Here is an 18,421-nt window from a genome sequence, read left to right as displayed (position 1 = left end):
AGAGCATAACCATTACGGTGACGGCTGAATACCCAACAACAGTCGGAAGCCGGTGTCCCACCCAGCCGGAATATACGTCACGACGAGCAACGCGGTACCCATCACCAGTACCGGGAAAATAAAACGGAAGTTCCGCTGCCAGAAGGTGCCGTGCAAACTCTCCCACGCTGTTGGCAGACCGACCACCTGCCGCGTAAGCAGGTGGTTAAGGGCAACTGGCGGCGTCAGATAGCCCATCTCGAACGCCAGCACGGTCATGACCCAGAAATGCAGGGGATCAATACCATTCTTCAGCGCAATCGGCGCCAGGGTGGCATTGACCAGCAGCACTGCGCCGTAGGGATCCATGATCATGCCGATGAACACCAGAAGTCCCATCAGCAGGGTCAGGGTCAGCCAGACCGAGCCCAATTGCTCCGGGAAAAGCTCCAGCAGACCCGAACGTTCGATCAGCCCCCCGACACTGACTGACAACGCCATCAGCATTAACAGGGCGCCAATCAGCGCGCAGGACTCCCGGGTGGCCCGCATCACCGATTGCGAGAATCCACTGGGAGGAATCTCCTCGGTCCGGTGAGTTGAGTCGTCTGCATCCGGGTCACCGGCCTTGAGCACCAGTCGCTCATAGCCGAGGACCAGCAACAGAATCACCGGCAGGATGGCAGGCGCCGAGAACTCATCCAGCCCCCGCCCCAGCAGAACGTTCCACAGCACCACCACAGCCGCAAAGATCGTAATGTAAGGAAGCAACGGTACCAGGGCCCGCAGCATTCCCGGAATGGCATCCCGCAGTGGTGCGATACGGCCCGCGGATTTACCTCCCAGCAGGAATACGTAGACCGCATAGACCGAGGCAGTCAGCAACAGTACACGGGCACCGGCGCTGAACAGTTCATCCGTGGTAACACTGTTGTTGAGCGTGGCAACGATCACCACCAGCAGACAGGGACGAAGCATGGTCCCCATGGATCCGGATATGGCCGTCGTTGCCAGCGCCAACTGCTCGGAAGTACCGGCCCGCCGCAGTTCACGATAGAGCGTCAGACCGGCAGCGAGAATGAAGATACCGGAGGCCCCGCTGTAGGCGGTAGGCAAGGCCGTCAGAAGCAGAACCACCACCCCCAGCCATTTGGGCGGCAACTGCCAGGGTCGGATAAGATCAAATACCTTGCGCGGCAAGTGGGTTCTGGCCAGTAACATACCGACCCAGACATAAAGCCCCAGATTCAGGAACAGCGCCGACAGCTCCGCCATCATGTTCAGGTAAACAGCGATGCCATGGTAGAAACCATGAAACGCGAACTGGATGGTGGCGCTGATGCACATGTAACTGTACAGCGGCACGCTCAGCAATGATCGGGGCCAGCTGCCCCCCGCAGCCAGATCTGACCTTGGCTGCCTAAGTTGCCAGAGGGAGATGAGCGTCAGTGCGCCAAACCCGGCCACCCAGATATCGTGCATAAAGAGATGCGCCAAAGGCATGCCCGCATCCGCCTGAGCCAGCTCCTGTTGGCGATAAAGCCAGGCGGAGCCTGTTAACAGGCTGTTTGCAATCAGCTGGGCTAAGGTGGCCACCCGGTCGTCCCGCCGGGATTCGACCGGACGCAACGCAATGTGCTGTCGACCGAGCGTCGCCGCAGCGGCACAGAACAGCAACATGAAACCCAGCAGGACACGCCGGTTACCGGTGATCAGGACCACCGCCCGGGACAGGCCGGTTTCCATCAACGCAAAGGCCCTTACACTGGGGCCATCCAGGGATTGCAGGCGATCCCATTCAGCGAGCCGCTGTTCGCAGGCCTCTGACGTCGCCATGATGGATGAGCGGATTTCCTCGCGGTTCAGATTGCCACCAAAGACATCGGCGAACGGATCCGCAGCCATCTCCGCTTTCTTCGCAGCCACTGCCAGCTCCACGGCGGCTTCCGGGTCAGCCACGACCTGGCAGTCTGGCGCCCGGATCTGATCGATCACCCGCAGGTTGAAGTAATCCGGCCAGGTCTCCCCACCAATCTGCAACAAACGGGAATGCAGCGTCTCCCCTACCGAGGCCAGCAGGGTGAGCACCAGGATAACCAGCATCGGCAGGCTGGCCAGGGTGACCGACAGACTACGGCTTCGGCTGGCCGGCAGGCTTTGGGCTTCGGTGGTCATCGGTTATTCCACCGGGTCTGTGCATTCCTCGCGGGCGCCATTCGCCCGGCACCGGATTTTACGCTGCAGCGTCAGCATGTCCGCGCTGTAATAGCCCTTATCACGCAGCTCCACCCTTGCCTGCTGCATCATTCGGTCGTATTCGAGACGATCCTCAGGGGGAATCTCAATCCACCACTTATCCGGAACCTTCTCTTCTTCCATGCGGACCCGGCTGATGATTTCATCGAACCCCTGGTAGAACGCTTCGCGTATGAACTGTGCCAATTCATTGGGTATCACTTCCGATCGACCTATCAGCTGCGCGGTGATGTGGGTCAGGGGCAGATCGACAATGCCGCCATCGGGCTCCAGCCCTTTGTAGAGCTCCATAACCTCATAGGCCGCCAGTGGGGCTGCCAGCACATCCACGACGCCGGTATTGAACATGTTCGGGGCGTTAACGATGTCCGCCACCACCGGGGTTGCCCCAATGCCGGAGATCATCTCCGCCTGGACCGGGTCGTAGTCCAGCACCGCCACCCGTTTACCCGCCGCCTTGGCCAGGGTGTTGATTTCACGATCATCAACGAACACATGTGCCGCTCCAGCCGGAGCAATGCCCATCACCACGTAGCCGTTGCTGACCATGCGGTCGGCACTGCGGGGATCGGCCATCAGCTTCAGCGCCAGGCGCATCTGTTCCCTTTCCGGAAATCCGCCAATGGAGTCCAGGGTGCCGGTGTAGCGATTGAACAGCCGCGCCCGCAGCCCACTCATCAGGGCTGCATCACAGGTTGCGGATTTCAGTTCCTCCACCATCACCGACTCACTGGTGTAAGGCACCATTTCAACATTGACGCCGAATTCCAGGATCTTCTTGCGTTGCTCCTGGGCTGCCGCAAAAACGGGACCGGAGCGCCCGAAAATGTCCCAGATACACACCCGGTAAGCACGATCCGGATCCGGTTCCAGCCCGGTCAGCTCCTGAAGCGCAGCCACACGCTCCTCAAGCGGGAGAGACTGGTTGTAAATTATGGACCGCAATTGGTCTTCACCGGACCAGGCCGCGGTAGACAGGAGGAACAGCACGCAGGCGACCATCGCCCGCAGGCAGATCATGGAATTACGGGAGGGATAAAACATCATTGTTATTGTCCTGAGATCCAGAGCGAAGTCTCAGGGTACCAGTGAACTGCAAAGGCCCCTCTGTCTCTGGTGGCAAGGGGGCCATGGCAGAAGTGTCAATCGAGGACACCGCCCCGGCATAGGCTTACCGGGGCGCGGGATAGTCCCGGAATCAGAATTCCAGGGTAACACCTCCGATCAAGCCCAATTCACCGTCATACAAATCGACTTCACCCAGCAACTTCAAGTTTTCACGGATGGCGAAACGCGCGGTGCCGGTCAAACCGACATAGTCGAGGTCGCCAGTGATGATGCGGGCGCTGCCGCCGATTTCCAGCTTGTCATCCAGTTGGTGTCTCAGGCCGCCGCGCAAACCAAGGGCGGTGTCATCAAACGAAGCGGATACGCATTGAACGCCAAAACCGGTATCGAAGCATTGTCTGCCACCGTCGATATCCTGGTATTCAATCGTCACGCCACCCCAGACATCCGTCTTGGCGTCCAGGCCATGACGGTAACCACCGCCAACGTGCAGCGCGGTCAGGTCCACATCATCTGTCAGGTACTTGAGCCCACCAAAGGCGAATACGTTCTCGTTGATAGCAACAGAGCCGCGCCCGTCAACACCCATGAACGTTTGTGACTCGAAGCTTGGATAGAGTGCCAGGCCGCCTTCCACGTAGTTGTAGCTGAGGCTCTCGGCGGCAACAGCAGTTGGCAGCAAGGCTGCAGCGGCAACAAGTCCGGTCATTCCTTTTTTCATATCACACCTTAATTTTGATCTGATTGTTGGTCGACATCGAAAACGTTATTCAAAAAAACGGGGTGCCATAATACCTTTATCAGCAATCTGGTTAAGGTGATTCTTGTTGTAAATCTGTAACTTGCACGCAGACAGAGTCCGTATAAGCATCGAAGATAGGCGGGATAATCGAACATCACGGTTAGAGTACTGAGCCTGGAAGCGAGGGCTCAGAGTAACAGTGAAAAGCAGCGGCCCCTTGGCCCCTGGTGGCAAGGGGCCAAGGCAGAAGTGTCAATAACGTCCTCAGGAAGCGGATGCCTTGATCGAGGCTTGCGGAATGATGCTTCGACCGTACATTGCCAGGACGAAGCCAATCGGGAACATCAGCACCCCGTATACCGCCGCCGGAATGGACATGGCACTGGATTCAAGCAACGTCAGGGTTACCATCAGTGCAATGGTGCCATTCTTGACACCCAGCTCCACTGCGACTGCCAGCGATTCCCTCTGGGTGAGCCCCGCGCCCCGTCCAACCAACAATCCCAGGGTGATGCCGGCAATGTTCAGCAGGAAGGTGGCCGGGCCCGCCTGTTTCAGCAAATCCCAGATCTGGTCACGCACACCGTAAATCAACCCGACAATCAAAACCGCCAGGACGATACCACCGAAAATACTGACCACTCCCTCAGCTTTCTTCGCCAGCACCGGATTTCGGGTGCGCACCACCATGCCAATGGCAACCGGAAATAACACGATGCCAACCAGCATCCCGACAGTCTTCCATACCGGCAACACGACGGCTTCCTGGGTGCCCATATAGAAATCCAGTGCCAGGTTGGTAAACATCGGCAAGGTCAGGATTGTGATCAGGCTGGCGCTGACCGTGAGAACAATGGACAGCGCAATGTTGCCCCTTGCCAGCAATACGAACAGGTTGGAGGTCGTTCCCCCGGGGCAGGCGGCAATAATGACCAGCCCTACGGCGATGGCGGGAGGCACGGCCAGCAGACTTGCCAGGGCAAAAGCAACCAGCGGCATTACCAGAATCTGCGCCACGGTGCCGACGATCATTCCCTTCGGATACACCGCCACCTGACGAAAATCGCGAATCGTCAGCGTCATTCCAATGCCGATCATGATAATAAACAGAGCGATCGGCAACCCGGCTGAAATCAGTGAGCTGGATTCCATATTGTCTCCAGATTGTTGTTTTTATGAAGTTAGTCAGCTAAGGAAGGTAGCACAAGCCGGCTTGCCTCCGTGACAGGGATTTCGCAACAACATGTAACAATCGCAGCCAGTCAGCACACCCCGCCACAGGGAACTATTGGCCCTGTAATTCGTGTGAATGATCCGTATTGTTGCGTATACTTTCGCAAAACAACTAATAATCCGTGCGGGCTGACAACAAGCAGTCGAAGCACAACAAGGACATAAGGACGAGACACGAATGAAACGCCTGGGAACCCTGGATGCCTCATGGTTAGCCGTTGAATCTGAAGACACCCCGATGCATGTGGGTAACCTGCAGATTTTTTCATTACCCGAAGGAGCCCCCGATACCTTCCTCCGGGACATGGTCAACCGAATGAAAGAAACCGGTGATGTTGCGCCGCCCTGGAACTCAAAGCTGGCCTACTCCGGCTTGTTGGGGCGACTGGTCGCTCCCGCCTGGAAAACCGACAAGGACATCGACCTGGACTATCACGTTCGGCACTCGGCGCTACCAAAGCCCGGTGGAGAGCGTGAGCTGGGTATTCTGGTATCACGCCTGCACTCGAACCCACTGGATTTTTCCCGCCCGCTGTGGGAATGCCACGTAATTGAGGGCCTGGAGAACAACCGTTTCGGCCTTTACACCAAGATGCATCACTCCATGATTGATGGCATCAGTGGCGTCCGCCTGATGCAAAGGGTGCTCACTACCGATCCTCACAAAACCAACATGTTACCGCCATGGTCGGTCAAACCGGAACGCCGCCGGGGCAGCAAGACCGACAAGGAAGCCACCCTTCCCGCAGCGTTCTCCCAGGCCAGGGACGCCCTGAAACTGCAGGCGGACCTGGCCCCGCGGCTGTGGCAGGCGATGAACCGGCTGGTCCATTCCGCCCGACATCCGGAAGACGGACTGACGGCGCCTTTTACCGGTCCGGTCTCCGCCCTCAATCACCGGGTCACCGGCCAGCGCCGGTTTGCCACCCAACACTACCAGTTGGACCGGCTCAAGGAACTGGCCCATGTGTCCGGCGGGTCACTCAACGACATTGTGTTGTACCTCTGTGGTACTGCACTTCGTCGGTTCCTGCTTGAACAGGATAACCTGCCCAATGCACCGCTGACCTCCGGAATCCCGGTCAATATCCGCCCAGCGGATGACGAGGGTACCGGCACACAGATCAGCTTCATGATTGCCTCACTGGCAACGGATAACGCCGACCCCCTGACACGCCTGCAGAACATCAAGCAGTCTACCCGACGCGCCAAGGAACACCTGCAGAAACTGCCGAAAAGCGCCTTAAACCAATACACCATGCTGTTGATGTCTCCCTATATCCTGCAATTGATGTCTGGCTTGGGGGGAAGAATGCGGCCGGTATTCAACGTCACCATTTCCAATGTTCCGGGACCTCAGCGCACCCTTTATTACGAAGGTGCAAAGCTGGAAGCGATGTATCCAGTCTCACTTATAGCCCATGGCGGCGCGCTCAACATCACTTGCCTGAGCTATGCGGGTTCACTGAACTTTGGCTTTACCGGATGTCGCGATACATTGCCGAGCATGCAGAAACTTGCGGTGTATACAGGTGAGGCATTGGAAGAGTTGGAAGATCTGATTCTGGCGCCGAAGCCTGAAACGAAAAAACAGACGTCCCGCAAAAAGGCCTGATTACCGTCAGGCCTCACCACTCTGCCAGTGAGCAGCACCAACAAAGACCAGTTGAAGGAAGCGGGTGGTCCGCTTCCGGATCTGTTCGATCTGGTAATCGTCATCCGGCGAAACGCCCAACAGGTCGGTCAGGCTGAAGGCTACCGTCCGCACCACAAGATCACAGGTCAAATCGAGGTCGGCATCACTCAGGTGATCCGCCAGCCGTAGACGCCTCAGGTCGTTTGCCAATTCACTGGCGAAAAACCGCAACTCACTTCGGATTCCTTCCTGCACGGCCCGGCTCTCCCCCGCCAGTCCCTGAGCCATAAAGAAGAAGAAGCTCCGGTTTGCCTGCACGTGGCTGATGAATATGCCAACGGACTCTTCCATCAGTTTGTCTGCCTGCAATACATTATTGCGTGCCTCCCGCATCATGCGCCGGAGCACCAGCCCCAGCTCATCGACCAGCTGCAAACCCAGATCGTCCATATTGCGGAAGTGGCGATAGAAGGAAGTAGGCACTACGCCCGCCTGCCGCGTCACCTCACGGATACCAAGACTGGCAAAATGCCGCCCCTTGCCAACCAGGGTCAACGCCGCATTCATCAGTTTCTCCCGGGTTTCGCCGGGTTTTCGCCGCTGCTTTTCTGCCATGCCCTCACCGTACTGCAGGTTTCAGTTATATCGGGTACACAAGTGTACACATTTGGGAAAAATAAAGTACCTAACGCTTGTCATTTTGCGCCAATAGCAAAAATACGGATTGCCCGCCAACAGCTCCGTGTGTACAGTCGTACACATAAGTGAACAACTGTACACAACGGTACAGAAAGAGAGAGGCATTATGTTATCCAGAATTGAAAGAACATCCGCATTGCAGTGGCTTGGCAAGCAGCTTTTTAACCGGGAAGACCCGGCTGCCTTTTTTGACCCGCTACTGGAGCGCATCAACCCCATGTGGGTTCAACAGTATACACCAGCGCGGGTTGAGCGTGTTGAAGACGAAACTGCCGACACCAAAACCTTCGTTCTGAAGCCATCGAAGCGCTGGGCAGGATTCCAGGCCGGCCAGCATGTGAACATCTGTATTGATATTGATGGTATTCGCCGCAACCGGACCTTCAGTCTGTCCAGCGCACCCGCACAATGGCACAGCAACGGAACGGTCACGCTCACCATCAAGCGTCTGCCGGGCGGTCTGGTGACCAACTGGATGCACGATAACCTGCAGCCGGGCGCCACCATCGGTCTGGGCGAGGCATTCGGCGAATTCCTGATTCCCGAAGCCGGCGAGCCTTTGCTCTACATCGCCGGCGGCAGCGGTATCACACCGGTACTGAGCCAGCTGGAAACCCTGGCTGCAGCCAACTACGAAGCGCCGGTTACGTTGCTGTACTTCGTACGGACCCAGGCAGACATCATTGCGGCGCAGAAGCTGTACGAGCTGCGCCAGAACTGGACGTCACTCACCCTCAACATTATTGCAACCAATGAGAGTGAAACGCCGCGCTTCCTGAAAGAAGCCGACCTTGACGAAGTATCCGGCATTGAAAGCCGCCGCTGCTACCTGTGCGGTCCGAAGGGCCTGATGGATCTGGCCACTGACCTGCTCAGCCAACGCGGGATTACCGAAGACCGGATGCACAGCACTTTCTTCGCAGCGCCACAGGCCGCTCTGGATACCGATGCCCTGGGAGGCGAGGTCCGCTTCAGCAACAGCGACATCAACGTATCGTCGGAAGGCGACGCGCCGTTACTGGACATTGCCGAAGCCGCAAAACTGTCACCCCGTTACGGGTGCCGCATGGGCATCTGCCACCAGTGCAGCTGCAAGAAAACCAGTGGCACCGTTGTTAATCGTTTAACCGGAAAAAGCTCCGGGCCCGGAGAGGAGAACATTCAATTGTGCGTATCCGTTCCCCAGGGCCCCGTTACCGTCGAGCTTTAATTGAAAAGAACTGGAGCACTATCAAATGAAACAGATGAACGAAGCACAACTGAACGAGCTTGAACAAGACCTGAATGCCATCCGCGACGAGGTACTCGCCGATCTGGGTGAGCGTGACGCCGACTACATTCGCCGCGTCGTGCGTTTGCACCGGTCACTGGAAGTCGCCGGTCGGGTGATGATGCCCTTTGGCTTTATTCCCCCGGTTTTTGTCGCGGCCACGGCAGCGCTGGGCATTTCCAAGATCATCGAGAACATGGAGATTGGCCACAACGTCATGCACGGCCAGTACGACTGGATGAACGACCCGTCCCTGCACTCACAGACCTACGAGTGGGATACGGCGTGCGACAGCGACTCCTGGCGGTTGACCCACAACTATGAGCACCACACCTACACCAACATCATCGGCAAGGACCGGGACTACGGTTACGCCCTGCTCCGCCTGAGCGATGACGAGAAGTGGCGCCCGGCTCACAGCCTGCAGTTCATCAACTATGTCCTGCTGAGCGTGTTCTTCCAGTGGGGCGTGGCACTGCACGAGCTGGAGTTCGAGCGCATACGCCGTGGCGAGGTCAGCCTGAAAGAGAAGCTGCCGTTCCTGAAGGGATTTGTCCGCAAGGGTGGTCGCCAGGCATTCAAGGACTACGTGTTCTTCCCGCTGGTCACTTTCCCGGTTGCACCGATCGTGCTCGCCGGCAACGTTGGCGCCAACCTGATTCGTAACCTGTGGTCATCCACGGTGATTTTCTGCGGGCATTTTACCCAGGATGCGGAAACGTTTACCGAGGAAGAGTGTGAAGGCGAGAGCAAGGGCCACTGGTACCTGCGACAGCTGACCGGGTCGTCCAACTTCTCCGGCAACCGGTTTGTACACCTGCTCAGCGGTCACTTGAGCTACCAGATGGAACACCACGTGTTCCCGGACCTGCCGGCCCATCGCTACCCGGAGATCTCCGAGAAGGTCCAGGCGGTGTGCAAAAAGCACGGCATTCACTACAACACCGGAAGTTTCGCCAGGCAGTATGGCACAGTGCTCAAGCGCATCCTCAGCTACTCCCTGCCGGATCGCCTGCGCGAGAAGTGGACAGCTCAGCCACAGACCGCCTGATTCAGGCGATCTGCAACAATCTGAGTAACTGCGGCCGATGCTGGCTCTGAACCACATCGGCCAACGTGTATTTATCGAGAGTTTCCAGGAATGCGTTCAGGGCTTCCGCAAACATCGATTTCAACCCACATACTGGTGTAATCCGGCAGACATTGCCTGAGGAAAAACACTCGACAATGTTCATATCCTGTTCGGTTTCCCTCACCAGCACGCCTACATTAATCTCTTCCGGTGCCAGATGCAGGCGAATGCCCCCTTTTTTCCCGCGAATCGTTTCGATGTAGCCCTTCTTGTTCAGCTGATGAACCACCTTCATCAGGTGATTCTTCGAGATGTCGTAACTGTCGGCAATTTCCTGAATGGTAGCCAGCCGATCACCCTGAACCGCCAGATAAATCAGCACGCGCATTGAATAGTCGGTGTAGCGGGTGATGTGCATTCATATACTCCAAGACTGCGATTGAAAAACTTAACACGACGGTCTGGACAGCAGAAATACAGCCAGCCCGCAGAAAAACACGCCAAGCCCGGTCAGCAAGACTAAAGACGCACCTGACAGGAACAGAACCGACCAGCTGATCCCCAACATAACGCAGGCTAAAAATTTCCCACGCAAGGGCACTGCCCTCCGTTCCCTCCAGTTCTCGATCGCTGGCCCGAAGGTCGGGTGGTTCTCCAGCCATGAAGCGAACTCCGGCGACCCTTTGCTGGCGCAGAAGGCGGCCAGCAGTATGAACGGGGTGGTCGGCAGGAGCGGAAGAGCAACACCCAGCAAACCGAGTCCAGCAAACATATACGCAAGAAATTTGAATACGGTTTTCCCTGGAGCACCATTCATTTGCAAGAGCTCTGTCACCTGATTAGATACTCCACAGTCTACCAGCAATCTGCGCCCAGGCCTCCCCGGTTGGTTTAACCGCCTCCATGCCGCCACGCTGCGACCCAGCCCACTATTATTTATTTCATTTACATCTTCTAGGGTAGGTCGATTTTTACCCACAAGCAACCGCTGCCTACATCTCTGTCCATTCAGGGTTAATGTCCCTATCACCACATAGTTTGATTTATGTTATTTACACCTTAATCTTTAAAGATATATTATTTTTACATCTTCACATGAAGGTGCCTGAGAATTGCCCAACAACACACCCAACTCGGAAACGACATTCTCTCCATCAAATCGATGGTCGTAAGGGAGACACTCAATATGGCCAAATACCGCCGTCTATGGTTTTTACTGATTGCAATCGTGGGGGTCACCTTCACATTGCTGGGATACTTCGGCGCAGAGGTCTACCGCGCCGCACCCCCCATTCCGGATCGGACAGTGTCTGCCAATGGCGACACCCTGATGACTGAGGAAAGCATTCTCGACGGCCAGACTGCCTGGCAATCTGTCGGCGGTATGCAGCTGGGGTCCATCTGGGGTCATGGCGCCTACCAGGCACCGGACTGGACTGCGGACTGGCTTCACCGGGAACTGGAAAACTGGCTGGAAATAGCAGCTCAGGAAACGTTCGGGCAAGGCTGGCATGAACTCAATGGCCAGCAGCAAAACGCCCTGCAGTACGATCTGAAAACCGAGTACCGCACCAACAGCTATGATGAAGCCACCGACACCCTTCATCTGTCAGAACGTCGGACCCGCGCAATTGCCGAAACGGCTGACTACTACAGCAGGCTGTTCAGCAATTCGCCGGAACTGCAGGCGACCCGTGAAAACTACGCCATGAAGGAGAACACCCTGCCCAGCGCAGAGCGCCGCGAGCAGATGACCGAATTCTTTTTCTGGACCGCCTGGGCAGCAGCAACTGAACGCCCGGGTAGCGATGCTACCTATACCAACAACTGGCCCCATGAGCCACTGATTGACAACAAACCGACAGCGGAAAATGTGGTCTGGTCAATCGTCAGCGTCGTTCTGCTGATTGCCGGTGTGGGCGGCCTGGTCTGGGCCTGGGCGTTCCTGCGTAAAGAGGAGGATGACCCTGCCGCTCCGGTTAAGGACCCCCTAAGCACCTTTGCCCTGACACCGTCACAGAAAGCCTTGGGGAAATATCTGCTGCTGGTGGTCGGTCTGTTTACCTTCCAGGTGATGCTGGGCGGCTTTACCGCGCACTATACCGTGGAGGGCCAGAGCTTCTATGGTTTCAATGTCTCCGAGTGGTTCCCTTACTCCCTGGTTCGCACCTGGCACATCCAGGCTGCGCTGTTCTGGATCGCCACCGGATTCCTTTCAGCCGGTCTGTTCCTCGCTCCTATCATCAACGGCGGCAAGGACCCGAAATTCCAGAAACTGGGCGTCAACGTGCTTTTCTGGGCTCTGGTGGCTGTGGTCGCCGGCTCGTTCATTGGCAATTTCCTGGCCATCGCCCAGATCATGCCGGCTAACCTCAGCTTCTGGCTGGGCCATCAGGGTTACGAGTATGTCGACCTTGGCCGCCTCTGGCAGATTGGCAAGTTCCTTGGCATCGTGTTCTGGCTGGTACTGATGCTTCGCGGCATTATCCCGGCCCTGCGCCAGCCCGGTGACAAGAACCTGCTGGCCCTGCTTACCGCCTCCGTGGTGGCCATCGGCCTGTTCTATGGCGCCGGTTTCTTCTATGGCGAGCGCACTCACATTTCCATCATGGAATACTGGCGCTGGTGGATCGTCCACCTGTGGGTGGAAGGCTTCTTCGAAGTATTCGCCACAGCCGCGCTGGCTTTCATCTTCTGCAGCATGGGCCTGGTGTCCCGCACCGTGGCCACCTCAGCCAGCCTGGCGTCTGCCAGCCTGTTTATGCTCGGTGGTGTGCCGGGAACGTTCCACCACCTGTACTTTTCCGGCACTACCACGCCGGTCATGGCGGTCGGCGCTACCTTCAGCGCACTGGAAGTGGTGCCCCTGGTGGTTCTCGGTTACGAGGCCTGGGAGAACTGGAGACTGAAGTCCCGCGCCCCGTGGATGGAGAATATCCGCTGGCCTCTGATCTTCTTCGTGGCTGTCGCCTTCTGGAACATGCTGGGCGCAGGGGTGCTCGGGTTTATGATCAACCCGCCGGTTGCGCTCTATTACATCCAGGGGCTGAACACCACGCCGACTCATGCTCACGCAGCACTGTTCGGTGTTTATGGCTTCCTGGCCCTGGGCTTCTCGTTGCTGATCCTGCGGTACATCCGTCCACGCATCGTCTTTGACGAGCGATTGATGAAAGTGGGCTTCTGGTGGCTGAACATTGGCCTGGTACTGATGCTGTTCACCAGCCTGCTACCCATCGGCATCATCCAGTTCGTGGCCAGCGCCAGCGAAGGTCTGTGGTACGCCCGCAGCGAGAGCTTTATGCAGAGCGAACTCCTGCAAACCCTGCGCTGGATTCGTACCGTTGGCGATGTCGTGTTTATTATCGGCGCCCTAGCGGTCACCTGGCAGGTGGTCAAAGGCTTGTTCTTCCCGGACCTGGAACCGGAATCCGCATTGCCCGATTCACAGCAAGCACGGGCCTGATGACCCCAATGCGTAAACCCGGCGGGCCATGGAGGGCCCGCTTTTTTCGTGTCAGCGCCAGGCGCTTCCTCTCCAGGTCCGCATGGATTACCCCGCGAGAGGTATCGGAATCCTGCCGCCATTCTGCGATACTTGGATCATATTTAATCAATCTTTCAGACAGGGAAACCTGCCAATGTCCCAAGCCAAGCTGACTGACCGTTTCGGTCGCACTGTGAATTATGTGCGCCTGTCTGTCACAGACCGCTGCGACTTCCGTTGCGTCTACTGCATGGCTGAAGAAATGACCTTCCTGCCCCGCCAGCAGGTGCTTACCCTTGAAGAAATTGCCCGCGTTGCCAGAACCTTTGTATCACTCGGTACCGAGAAAATCCGGCTGACCGGGGGCGAGCCGCTGGTGCGGAAGGACATTCTGGAACTGGTCAAGGAAATCGGTACTTACGGTCTGCGTGATTTTGCCATGACCACCAATGGCAGCCAGTTGCCCACCATGGCAGAACCTCTTCGGAAAGCCGGCCTCAGGCGGCTGAACATAAGCCTGGATTCGCTGGATGCCGAGAAATTCAACCGTATTACCCGCACCGGCAAACTCACCCAGGTTCTGGAAGGCATTGAGGCTGCAAAAGACGCCGGCTTTGAGGGCATCAAGCTCAATACGGTCGTCATGAAAGGTGGCAACGATCAGGAAGTACCCGAGCTGATCGAGTTTGCGCGCAAAAAGAAAGTGGACATTACCTTCATTGAGGAAATGCCCCTGGGCGAGATTTCCGAGCATGATCGTGGTCAGGTGCTATGCACCAGCGATGAAGTCCGCGACATTATTGGCCAGCGGCATGAGCTGATCCCCACACCGGAAGACTCCGGCGGCCCCGCCCGCTATTACCGCATGCCGGACAGCGATGTCCGCGTCGGGTTTATTTCGCCGCACTCCCACAACTTCTGCTCTACCTGCAACCGCGTACGGGTAACGGTAGAGGGGCGCTTGCTGCTTTGTCTTGGCAATGAGCACTCCGTAGACCTGCGCCGTGTTCTGCGTGGTCATCCGGTGACTGATGACAAGCTGAAGGAAACCATTATTAATGCCATGGACCTGAAACCTGAGCGTCACCACTTCTCTACTGATGGTGATGTTCAGATTCTCCGGTTTATGAATATGACTGGTGGTTGAGGCCTTTCCCGGTATTTGGCCCTCGATATTTGGAGTTAACGCCCGAAGGTGGGTGAACCTTCCGGGATACGCTGTGAATACGTCCCTGTACGCTCGACAAAATCATCCATGATTTTGACGATCCCGGAAGGTTCACCCACCTCCGGGCTTATGCGACCTTAATGTTTGCCCTCGTGATTGTTCATTCCCATGCTGTGTTCTGACATCGTCTGGCTCATGTCTCGGGTCAGGTGCTTCATAGTCACATCTTTGAACTCAACGACCTCCCCGCCAAATTCATTGGCGAACCCTACCGCTGAACTTTCAGACGCAAATGAAGCCAGGGTTGGCCCCATTGCACCCGTTCGCCCTGACCCGACCACAAAGAAGGCTTCACGTGCGTCAATCAGTGCCGTGTCGTCCGGACTTTCCCAACTTGTCTGAGCCATATCGTGGACGTACAGGGTGTGGTCACGTTTTGCATTTTCAGGCTGTAACGCCCAGGAGAACATGTCCCGGGTTGAACAGAACTTACGCGTAAGCTGTTCCCTGGCGGTAATGGCCTGGCCTTTGGGGCCATCGAAACTGGTGATGATCATGCCGCACACATGGCATTCGTCACCGGATTCGAAATGGACCGGAGTGGGCTTTTCTGTGACCTGCTCCTCCGATTCGGAGCAACCGGTCAGGAATACGGCAAACAGCGCCATGACAGACAAAGCCTTGAAATGAACAGTACGCATGACAATCTCCAGGTCAGATTCGACGGCGACGGAACAGGGCCCAGGCGCCTGCCAGGGGGATAACACACCAGAGCGCCAGGGCGAACCACAGCCCGCCCGCGCTAATGGGAAGGTCCGCACCCAGGCTCAGAACGCCGCTTAACTGACCCCCATCGCCGAAGGCAACGATGTTGAGCAGGCGGTATATGTCGGTGGGGTTGAGCATCAGCAGCCAGGGCAGCAGCTCGGGGTTCATCTTGCCCTCGCTGGCCACCAGCGTGCCCAACAGCATCAGGTCAAAGATCAGCACAAAGAAGAACCAGACCCCCAGAGCCAGACCGGCAGCGACGGGCTTTTCACTGACACGAACGCTGATCAGGTAAGCCAGCGCAATGAATCCCCAGCCCAACAGAATGGTGGAAAGCACAAACCGGAACATGGCGACCGCCAGCGTTCCTATGACCACGTCATCGACCAGCACAGCAATGGCAACGCCAGCAACACCAAACCCGATCAGCGTGGCGAGCGCCAATGTCAGCCCATGCCCGAGGAACTTGCCGAACAGCAACTGCCCGCGACTCAGTGGGTAGGTCAATAACAGGAGCAGCGTGCCGCCCTCTTCTTCGCCCACAATCGCGTCGTAGGACAGCAACAGCGCAATCAGCGGAATCAGGAAAATGCCCAGGCTGGCCAGACTGGCAATGGTGGCCGGGGTGGAGGCGTACCCCACCTGCCCGGATGCCGCTGCGCCAAACCAGGCTATACCCAGGGCCAGCACGGCAAACACCAGGGCAATGGCCATCAACCAACGATTTCTCAGGCTGTCGCTGAACTCCTTGCGGGCTATGGTCCAGATACTGTTCACTGGCTGCCCCCTCGGTGAGCCAGGCCACCGGAACCGATAAAGTGCACATAGATATCCTCGAGAGTCGGCTGATGAATCCCCAGATCCCCAACCTCCCCCGAATCCAGCAACGTCTGGATCATCGCCATTTTCTCCGAGGGGCGAACATCCACGCGCAGCCGCCCGTTACTGTCATGGGTCATTAAGCCGTTTCCCGCTGACGCGTTGGCAATCACCTTTTCCAGGGCGGACACCCCGTTGGCGGGTTCGATGGACAGAGTCACAGCCATGTTTGCCTGCCGTCGCAGGGACGCCAGATCACCCACCGCCTGCACTGCGCCTTCGGTGAGAATCGCTGCCCGGTCGATATAGGGCTCAACCCCGGGCAGCACGTGGGAGCAAAGCACAATCGCCGTGCCCTCATCCCGCAACCTACGTAGCAACCGGTATAGATCCGCCGTCGCCACCGGGTCGAGTCCCACGGTAGGCTCATCCAGCATCAGCAGCTTCGGTTTGCCCAGAAGCGCCTGAGCCAGCCCCAGACGCTGGCGCATACCTTTGGAGTACGTCTTCACCCGCGCATTCATGGCATCGCCAAGCCCCACCTGCTCCAGCAGCTCGGGCACCTGTGCCAGCGAGGCCCCCTTGAGGCGGGCAAAATGGTTGAGGATCTCGCGACCGGTCAACTGCGGGTAAAACATCACATTTTCCGGCAGATAACCAATGTGTTGACTGACCTGAGGCTCACCCGCTTCACCACCAAGCACAGACACCTTGCCCTGCGTCGGCGTCATCAGCCCCAGGATCAGCTTGATGCTGGTGGTTTTGCCTGCCCCGTTATGGCCAAACAGCCCAAGAATCTCCCCGGGCTCCAGGCGAAGATCCACCCCCCGCAATACCAGGGCCTTATCATAACGGTAACTCACATTCTCAAGACGGAAACAGCTCATCAGGACTCCGGTTGTAACGGTTCGGGAGGGCGCATCAACGGGTGCGAATCGCTGACACCAGCGGCCTTGACCACCGGAAACGCATCCTGCACCCACCGCAACGTATCCACCGCCGGGCTGAACATCAGCACCTTGGCTTCCGGGTAGGTCCACAACAGCCGGTCCACATTGTCATTGGGCTCATAGGCCACATCGCCAATGCCGTCCTGATTACGGTCCCACCCCAGATAATCACTCCAGTAATTGCCCCGCCCCTCTTTCGACCACTCCTGGGTACGGGTCGCCACATACTTCACCTGGCGCTGATTATTCACGAACGCATTACTGAAAACCTCGTTGTCCTCCGACCCCGCCGTCAGGTGAATACCAATGTTGCTGTCCCGGAACACATTGCTCTCGAAGGTGTTGTACAGCGAGTTATAGATAAACACCGCCTTGCCCTCGGCCCCGGAAATGGCAACCCCTGCCGTCTCGCCCTGAGACACCCCGGTGACCACATTGCCCCGAAACTCGGAGTTGGTGATGAAATTCATCAGAATGCCGTAATTCTCATCATTCTCGGACCGGTTATTGATCACCGTCAGATACTTACTCTGCATCAACGCATACCCGGTCCGAGTCCCCCGGGTGACATTGCCCTCCAGCAGGTTATGCATCGAATACATGTAATGAATGCCATAACGCAGGTCCGTCATCAGATTGTTGCGGATCTCGTTGTTATTCGCAGTCTCGATATAAATCGCATCCCGCGTCTGACGGATGTCATTGCCCTCGATCAACGCCCCGGTGGTATTGAACAGATGAATCCCGTTCCCCCGATCCTGGGAGCGGATACCGGCATCCCCACGAATCTGGTTATTCCGAACCGTCACATCCTTCGTTGCATCCAACCAGACCCCAAACGCCGGCCCCTGCAAACGGTTATTCTCTATTACAGCACCACGGGCCTCCCGCGCCACAAAAATCCCCGCATCCAACTCGTTCAGATCATCCCCCCAGTTGCGAACCTCACAACCGGAAAACGTCACCTCCTCCGCCAGAATATCCACGGCATTTCCCTCACCGCCACCGTCAATCACCGTATCGGCATGACAGGACACCGTGACACCGGGCACGCGAAAATCCAGCGGCGGAAGTTGCTTGGGAGGCAGCTCAATGACAGCACCGGGTTCCAGTGCATCAAGCTGTTCTTGCAGGTCCGCGTGAGCGGTCAGCGATAACAGAGCGACTGTCAGGGCCACCCCATAACGCAAATGTTGGTACATCAATTTCTCTCTGCGGATAAAAAACAAGAGGCCAGCACCCAAGGTACGGCAAGCCAAGAGGAGACTGCTTTC

Annotated in this window: 16 protein-coding genes; 5 read left to right on the top strand and 11 right to left on the bottom strand. The window is 57.1% G+C overall.

Annotation, left to right across the window (positions count from 1 at the left end):
* Nucleotides 1-12: 12 nt before the first annotated feature.
* The 4 genes from Q0Y21_RS02140 to Q0Y21_RS02125 all read right to left on the bottom strand — a co-directional run bounded on the left by Q0Y21_RS02140 (nucleotide 13) and on the right by Q0Y21_RS02125 (nucleotide 5,197).
* The gene (locus Q0Y21_RS02140) at nucleotides 13-2,154 is read right to left on the bottom strand and encodes a TRAP transporter large permease subunit (protein WP_297791084.1); all 2,142 of its coding nucleotides are present in this window, start codon (nucleotides 2,152-2,154) and stop codon (nucleotides 13-15) included.
* 3 nt (nucleotides 2,155-2,157) lie between these two features.
* The gene (locus Q0Y21_RS02135) at nucleotides 2,158-3,282 is read right to left on the bottom strand and encodes a putative solute-binding protein (RefSeq protein ID WP_297791082.1); all 1,125 of its coding nucleotides are present in this window, start codon (nucleotides 3,280-3,282) and stop codon (nucleotides 2,158-2,160) included.
* Nucleotides 3,283-3,433: 151 nt separating this feature from the next.
* A complete protein-coding gene (locus tag Q0Y21_RS02130) occupies nucleotides 3,434-4,012 on the bottom strand; it encodes a hypothetical protein (RefSeq protein ID WP_297791080.1) in 579 nt (192 codons plus the stop codon).
* A 297-nt stretch (nucleotides 4,013-4,309) separates the two neighbouring features.
* The gene (locus Q0Y21_RS02125) at nucleotides 4,310-5,197 is read right to left on the bottom strand and encodes a bile acid:sodium symporter family protein (protein ID WP_297791078.1); all 888 of its coding nucleotides are present in this window, start codon (nucleotides 5,195-5,197) and stop codon (nucleotides 4,310-4,312) included.
* Nucleotides 5,198-5,456: 259 nt separating this feature from the next.
* Here Q0Y21_RS02125 and Q0Y21_RS02120 point away from each other — a divergent pair, with 259 nt between their 5' ends.
* Nucleotides 5,457-6,893, top strand: a complete 1,437-nt coding sequence (locus tag Q0Y21_RS02120) for a wax ester/triacylglycerol synthase family O-acyltransferase (RefSeq protein ID WP_297791076.1) — start codon at nucleotides 5,457-5,459, stop codon at nucleotides 6,891-6,893.
* A 6-nt stretch (nucleotides 6,894-6,899) separates the two neighbouring features.
* Here Q0Y21_RS02120 and Q0Y21_RS02115 read toward each other — a convergent pair whose 3' ends face one another.
* Nucleotides 6,900-7,529, bottom strand: a complete 630-nt coding sequence (locus tag Q0Y21_RS02115; RefSeq protein ID WP_297791074.1) for a TetR family transcriptional regulator — start codon at nucleotides 7,527-7,529, stop codon at nucleotides 6,900-6,902.
* 190 nt (nucleotides 7,530-7,719) lie between these two features.
* Between Q0Y21_RS02115 and Q0Y21_RS02110 the strand changes: the two genes are divergently transcribed.
* Together Q0Y21_RS02110 and Q0Y21_RS02105 are read left to right on the top strand one after the other, a co-directional pair.
* Entirely contained in the window at nucleotides 7,720-8,823 is a 1,104-nt protein-coding gene (locus tag Q0Y21_RS02110; protein ID WP_297791072.1) for a ferredoxin reductase, read from the top strand.
* A gap of 25 nt (nucleotides 8,824-8,848) precedes the next feature.
* Nucleotides 8,849-9,934 carry an acyl-CoA desaturase gene (locus tag Q0Y21_RS02105; protein WP_297791071.1) on the top strand — a complete coding sequence of 362 codons (1,086 nt, stop codon included), beginning with the start codon at nucleotides 8,849-8,851 and terminating at the stop codon, nucleotides 9,932-9,934.
* 1 nt (nucleotide 9,935) lies between these two features.
* On the opposite strand, the gene Q0Y21_RS02100 is transcribed toward Q0Y21_RS02105, so the two are convergent.
* On the bottom strand, nucleotides 9,936-10,373 hold the full coding sequence (locus Q0Y21_RS02100) for an Rrf2 family transcriptional regulator (protein WP_297791069.1): 438 nt from the start codon (nucleotides 10,371-10,373) through the stop codon (nucleotides 9,936-9,938).
* Between the two features lie 30 nt (nucleotides 10,374-10,403).
* The gene (locus Q0Y21_RS02095) at nucleotides 10,404-10,790 is read right to left on the bottom strand and encodes a YbaN family protein (RefSeq protein WP_366517646.1); all 387 of its coding nucleotides are present in this window, start codon (nucleotides 10,788-10,790) and stop codon (nucleotides 10,404-10,406) included.
* A 351-nt stretch (nucleotides 10,791-11,141) separates the two neighbouring features.
* On the opposite strand from Q0Y21_RS02095, the gene Q0Y21_RS02090 reads away from it, so the two are divergent.
* On the top strand, nucleotides 11,142-13,421 hold the full coding sequence (locus Q0Y21_RS02090) for a nitric-oxide reductase large subunit (RefSeq protein ID WP_297791067.1): 2,280 nt from the start codon (nucleotides 11,142-11,144) through the stop codon (nucleotides 13,419-13,421).
* Nucleotides 13,422-13,596: 175 nt separating this feature from the next.
* Nucleotides 13,597-14,589 carry a GTP 3',8-cyclase MoaA gene (gene moaA, locus Q0Y21_RS02085; RefSeq protein ID WP_297791065.1) on the top strand — a complete coding sequence of 331 codons (993 nt, stop codon included), beginning with the start codon at nucleotides 13,597-13,599 and terminating at the stop codon, nucleotides 14,587-14,589.
* A gap of 158 nt (nucleotides 14,590-14,747) precedes the next feature.
* On the opposite strand, the gene Q0Y21_RS02080 is transcribed toward moaA, so the two are convergent.
* From Q0Y21_RS02080 to Q0Y21_RS02065, 4 genes are read right to left on the bottom strand one after another with little or no spacing between them, the layout of a single operon-like run.
* Entirely contained in the window at nucleotides 14,748-15,311 is a 564-nt protein-coding gene (locus tag Q0Y21_RS02080) for a nitrous oxide reductase accessory protein NosL (protein WP_297791063.1), read from the bottom strand.
* Nucleotides 15,312-15,324: 13 nt separating this feature from the next.
* Nucleotides 15,325-16,155 carry an ABC transporter permease subunit gene (locus Q0Y21_RS02075; RefSeq protein ID WP_297791062.1) on the bottom strand — a complete coding sequence of 277 codons (831 nt, stop codon included), beginning with the start codon at nucleotides 16,153-16,155 and terminating at the stop codon, nucleotides 15,325-15,327.
* Complete coding sequence (locus Q0Y21_RS02070; RefSeq protein WP_297791061.1) at nucleotides 16,152-17,084, bottom strand: ABC transporter ATP-binding protein; 933 nt, start codon at nucleotides 17,082-17,084, stop codon at nucleotides 16,152-16,154. Before Q0Y21_RS02070 ends, Q0Y21_RS02075 begins: the two co-directional genes overlap by 4 nt.
* Nucleotides 17,084-18,349, bottom strand: coding sequence for a nitrous oxide reductase family maturation protein NosD (locus Q0Y21_RS02065; RefSeq protein WP_297791060.1), 1,266 nt, complete (start codon nucleotides 18,347-18,349; stop codon nucleotides 17,084-17,086). The genes Q0Y21_RS02070 and Q0Y21_RS02065 overlap by 1 nt, the downstream gene beginning before the upstream one ends.
* Nucleotides 18,350-18,421 lie beyond the last annotated feature (72 nt).

Source organism: uncultured Marinobacter sp. (genome assembly GCF_947259545.1).
Taxonomy (GTDB): Bacteria; Pseudomonadota; Gammaproteobacteria; order Pseudomonadales; family Oleiphilaceae; genus Marinobacter.
This window is presented reverse-complemented; position numbering and strand designations above follow the sequence as displayed.

Excerpts from the sequence above, each read along its gene's own strand:
- Q0Y21_RS02140 (WP_297791084.1), bottom strand. The coding sequence starts at position 2,154 with ATGACCACCGAAGCCCAAAGCCTGCCGGCCAGCCGAAGCCGTAGTCTG.
- Q0Y21_RS02135 (WP_297791082.1), bottom strand. The coding sequence starts at position 3,282 with ATGATGTTTTATCCCTCCCGTAATTCCATGATCTGCCTGCGGGCGATG.
- Q0Y21_RS02130 (WP_297791080.1), bottom strand. The coding sequence starts at position 4,012 with ATGACCGGACTTGTTGCCGCTGCAGCCTTGCTGCCAACTGCTGTTGCC.
- Q0Y21_RS02125 (WP_297791078.1), bottom strand. The coding sequence starts at position 5,197 with ATGGAATCCAGCTCACTGATTTCAGCCGGGTTGCCGATCGCTCTGTTT.
- Q0Y21_RS02120 (WP_297791076.1), top strand. The coding sequence starts at position 5,457 with ATGAAACGCCTGGGAACCCTGGATGCCTCATGGTTAGCCGTTGAATCT.
- Q0Y21_RS02115 (WP_297791074.1), bottom strand. The coding sequence starts at position 7,529 with ATGGCAGAAAAGCAGCGGCGAAAACCCGGCGAAACCCGGGAGAAACTG.
- Q0Y21_RS02110 (WP_297791072.1), top strand. The coding sequence starts at position 7,720 with ATGTTATCCAGAATTGAAAGAACATCCGCATTGCAGTGGCTTGGCAAG.
- Q0Y21_RS02105 (WP_297791071.1), top strand. The coding sequence starts at position 8,849 with ATGAAACAGATGAACGAAGCACAACTGAACGAGCTTGAACAAGACCTG.
- Q0Y21_RS02100 (WP_297791069.1), bottom strand. The coding sequence starts at position 10,373 with ATGCACATCACCCGCTACACCGACTATTCAATGCGCGTGCTGATTTAT.
- Q0Y21_RS02090 (WP_297791067.1), top strand. The coding sequence starts at position 11,142 with ATGGCCAAATACCGCCGTCTATGGTTTTTACTGATTGCAATCGTGGGG.
- moaA (WP_297791065.1), top strand. The coding sequence starts at position 13,597 with ATGTCCCAAGCCAAGCTGACTGACCGTTTCGGTCGCACTGTGAATTAT.
- Q0Y21_RS02080 (WP_297791063.1), bottom strand. The coding sequence starts at position 15,311 with ATGCGTACTGTTCATTTCAAGGCTTTGTCTGTCATGGCGCTGTTTGCC.
- Q0Y21_RS02070 (WP_297791061.1), bottom strand. The coding sequence starts at position 17,084 with ATGAGCTGTTTCCGTCTTGAGAATGTGAGTTACCGTTATGATAAGGCC.
- Q0Y21_RS02065 (WP_297791060.1), bottom strand. The coding sequence starts at position 18,349 with ATGTACCAACATTTGCGTTATGGGGTGGCCCTGACAGTCGCTCTGTTA.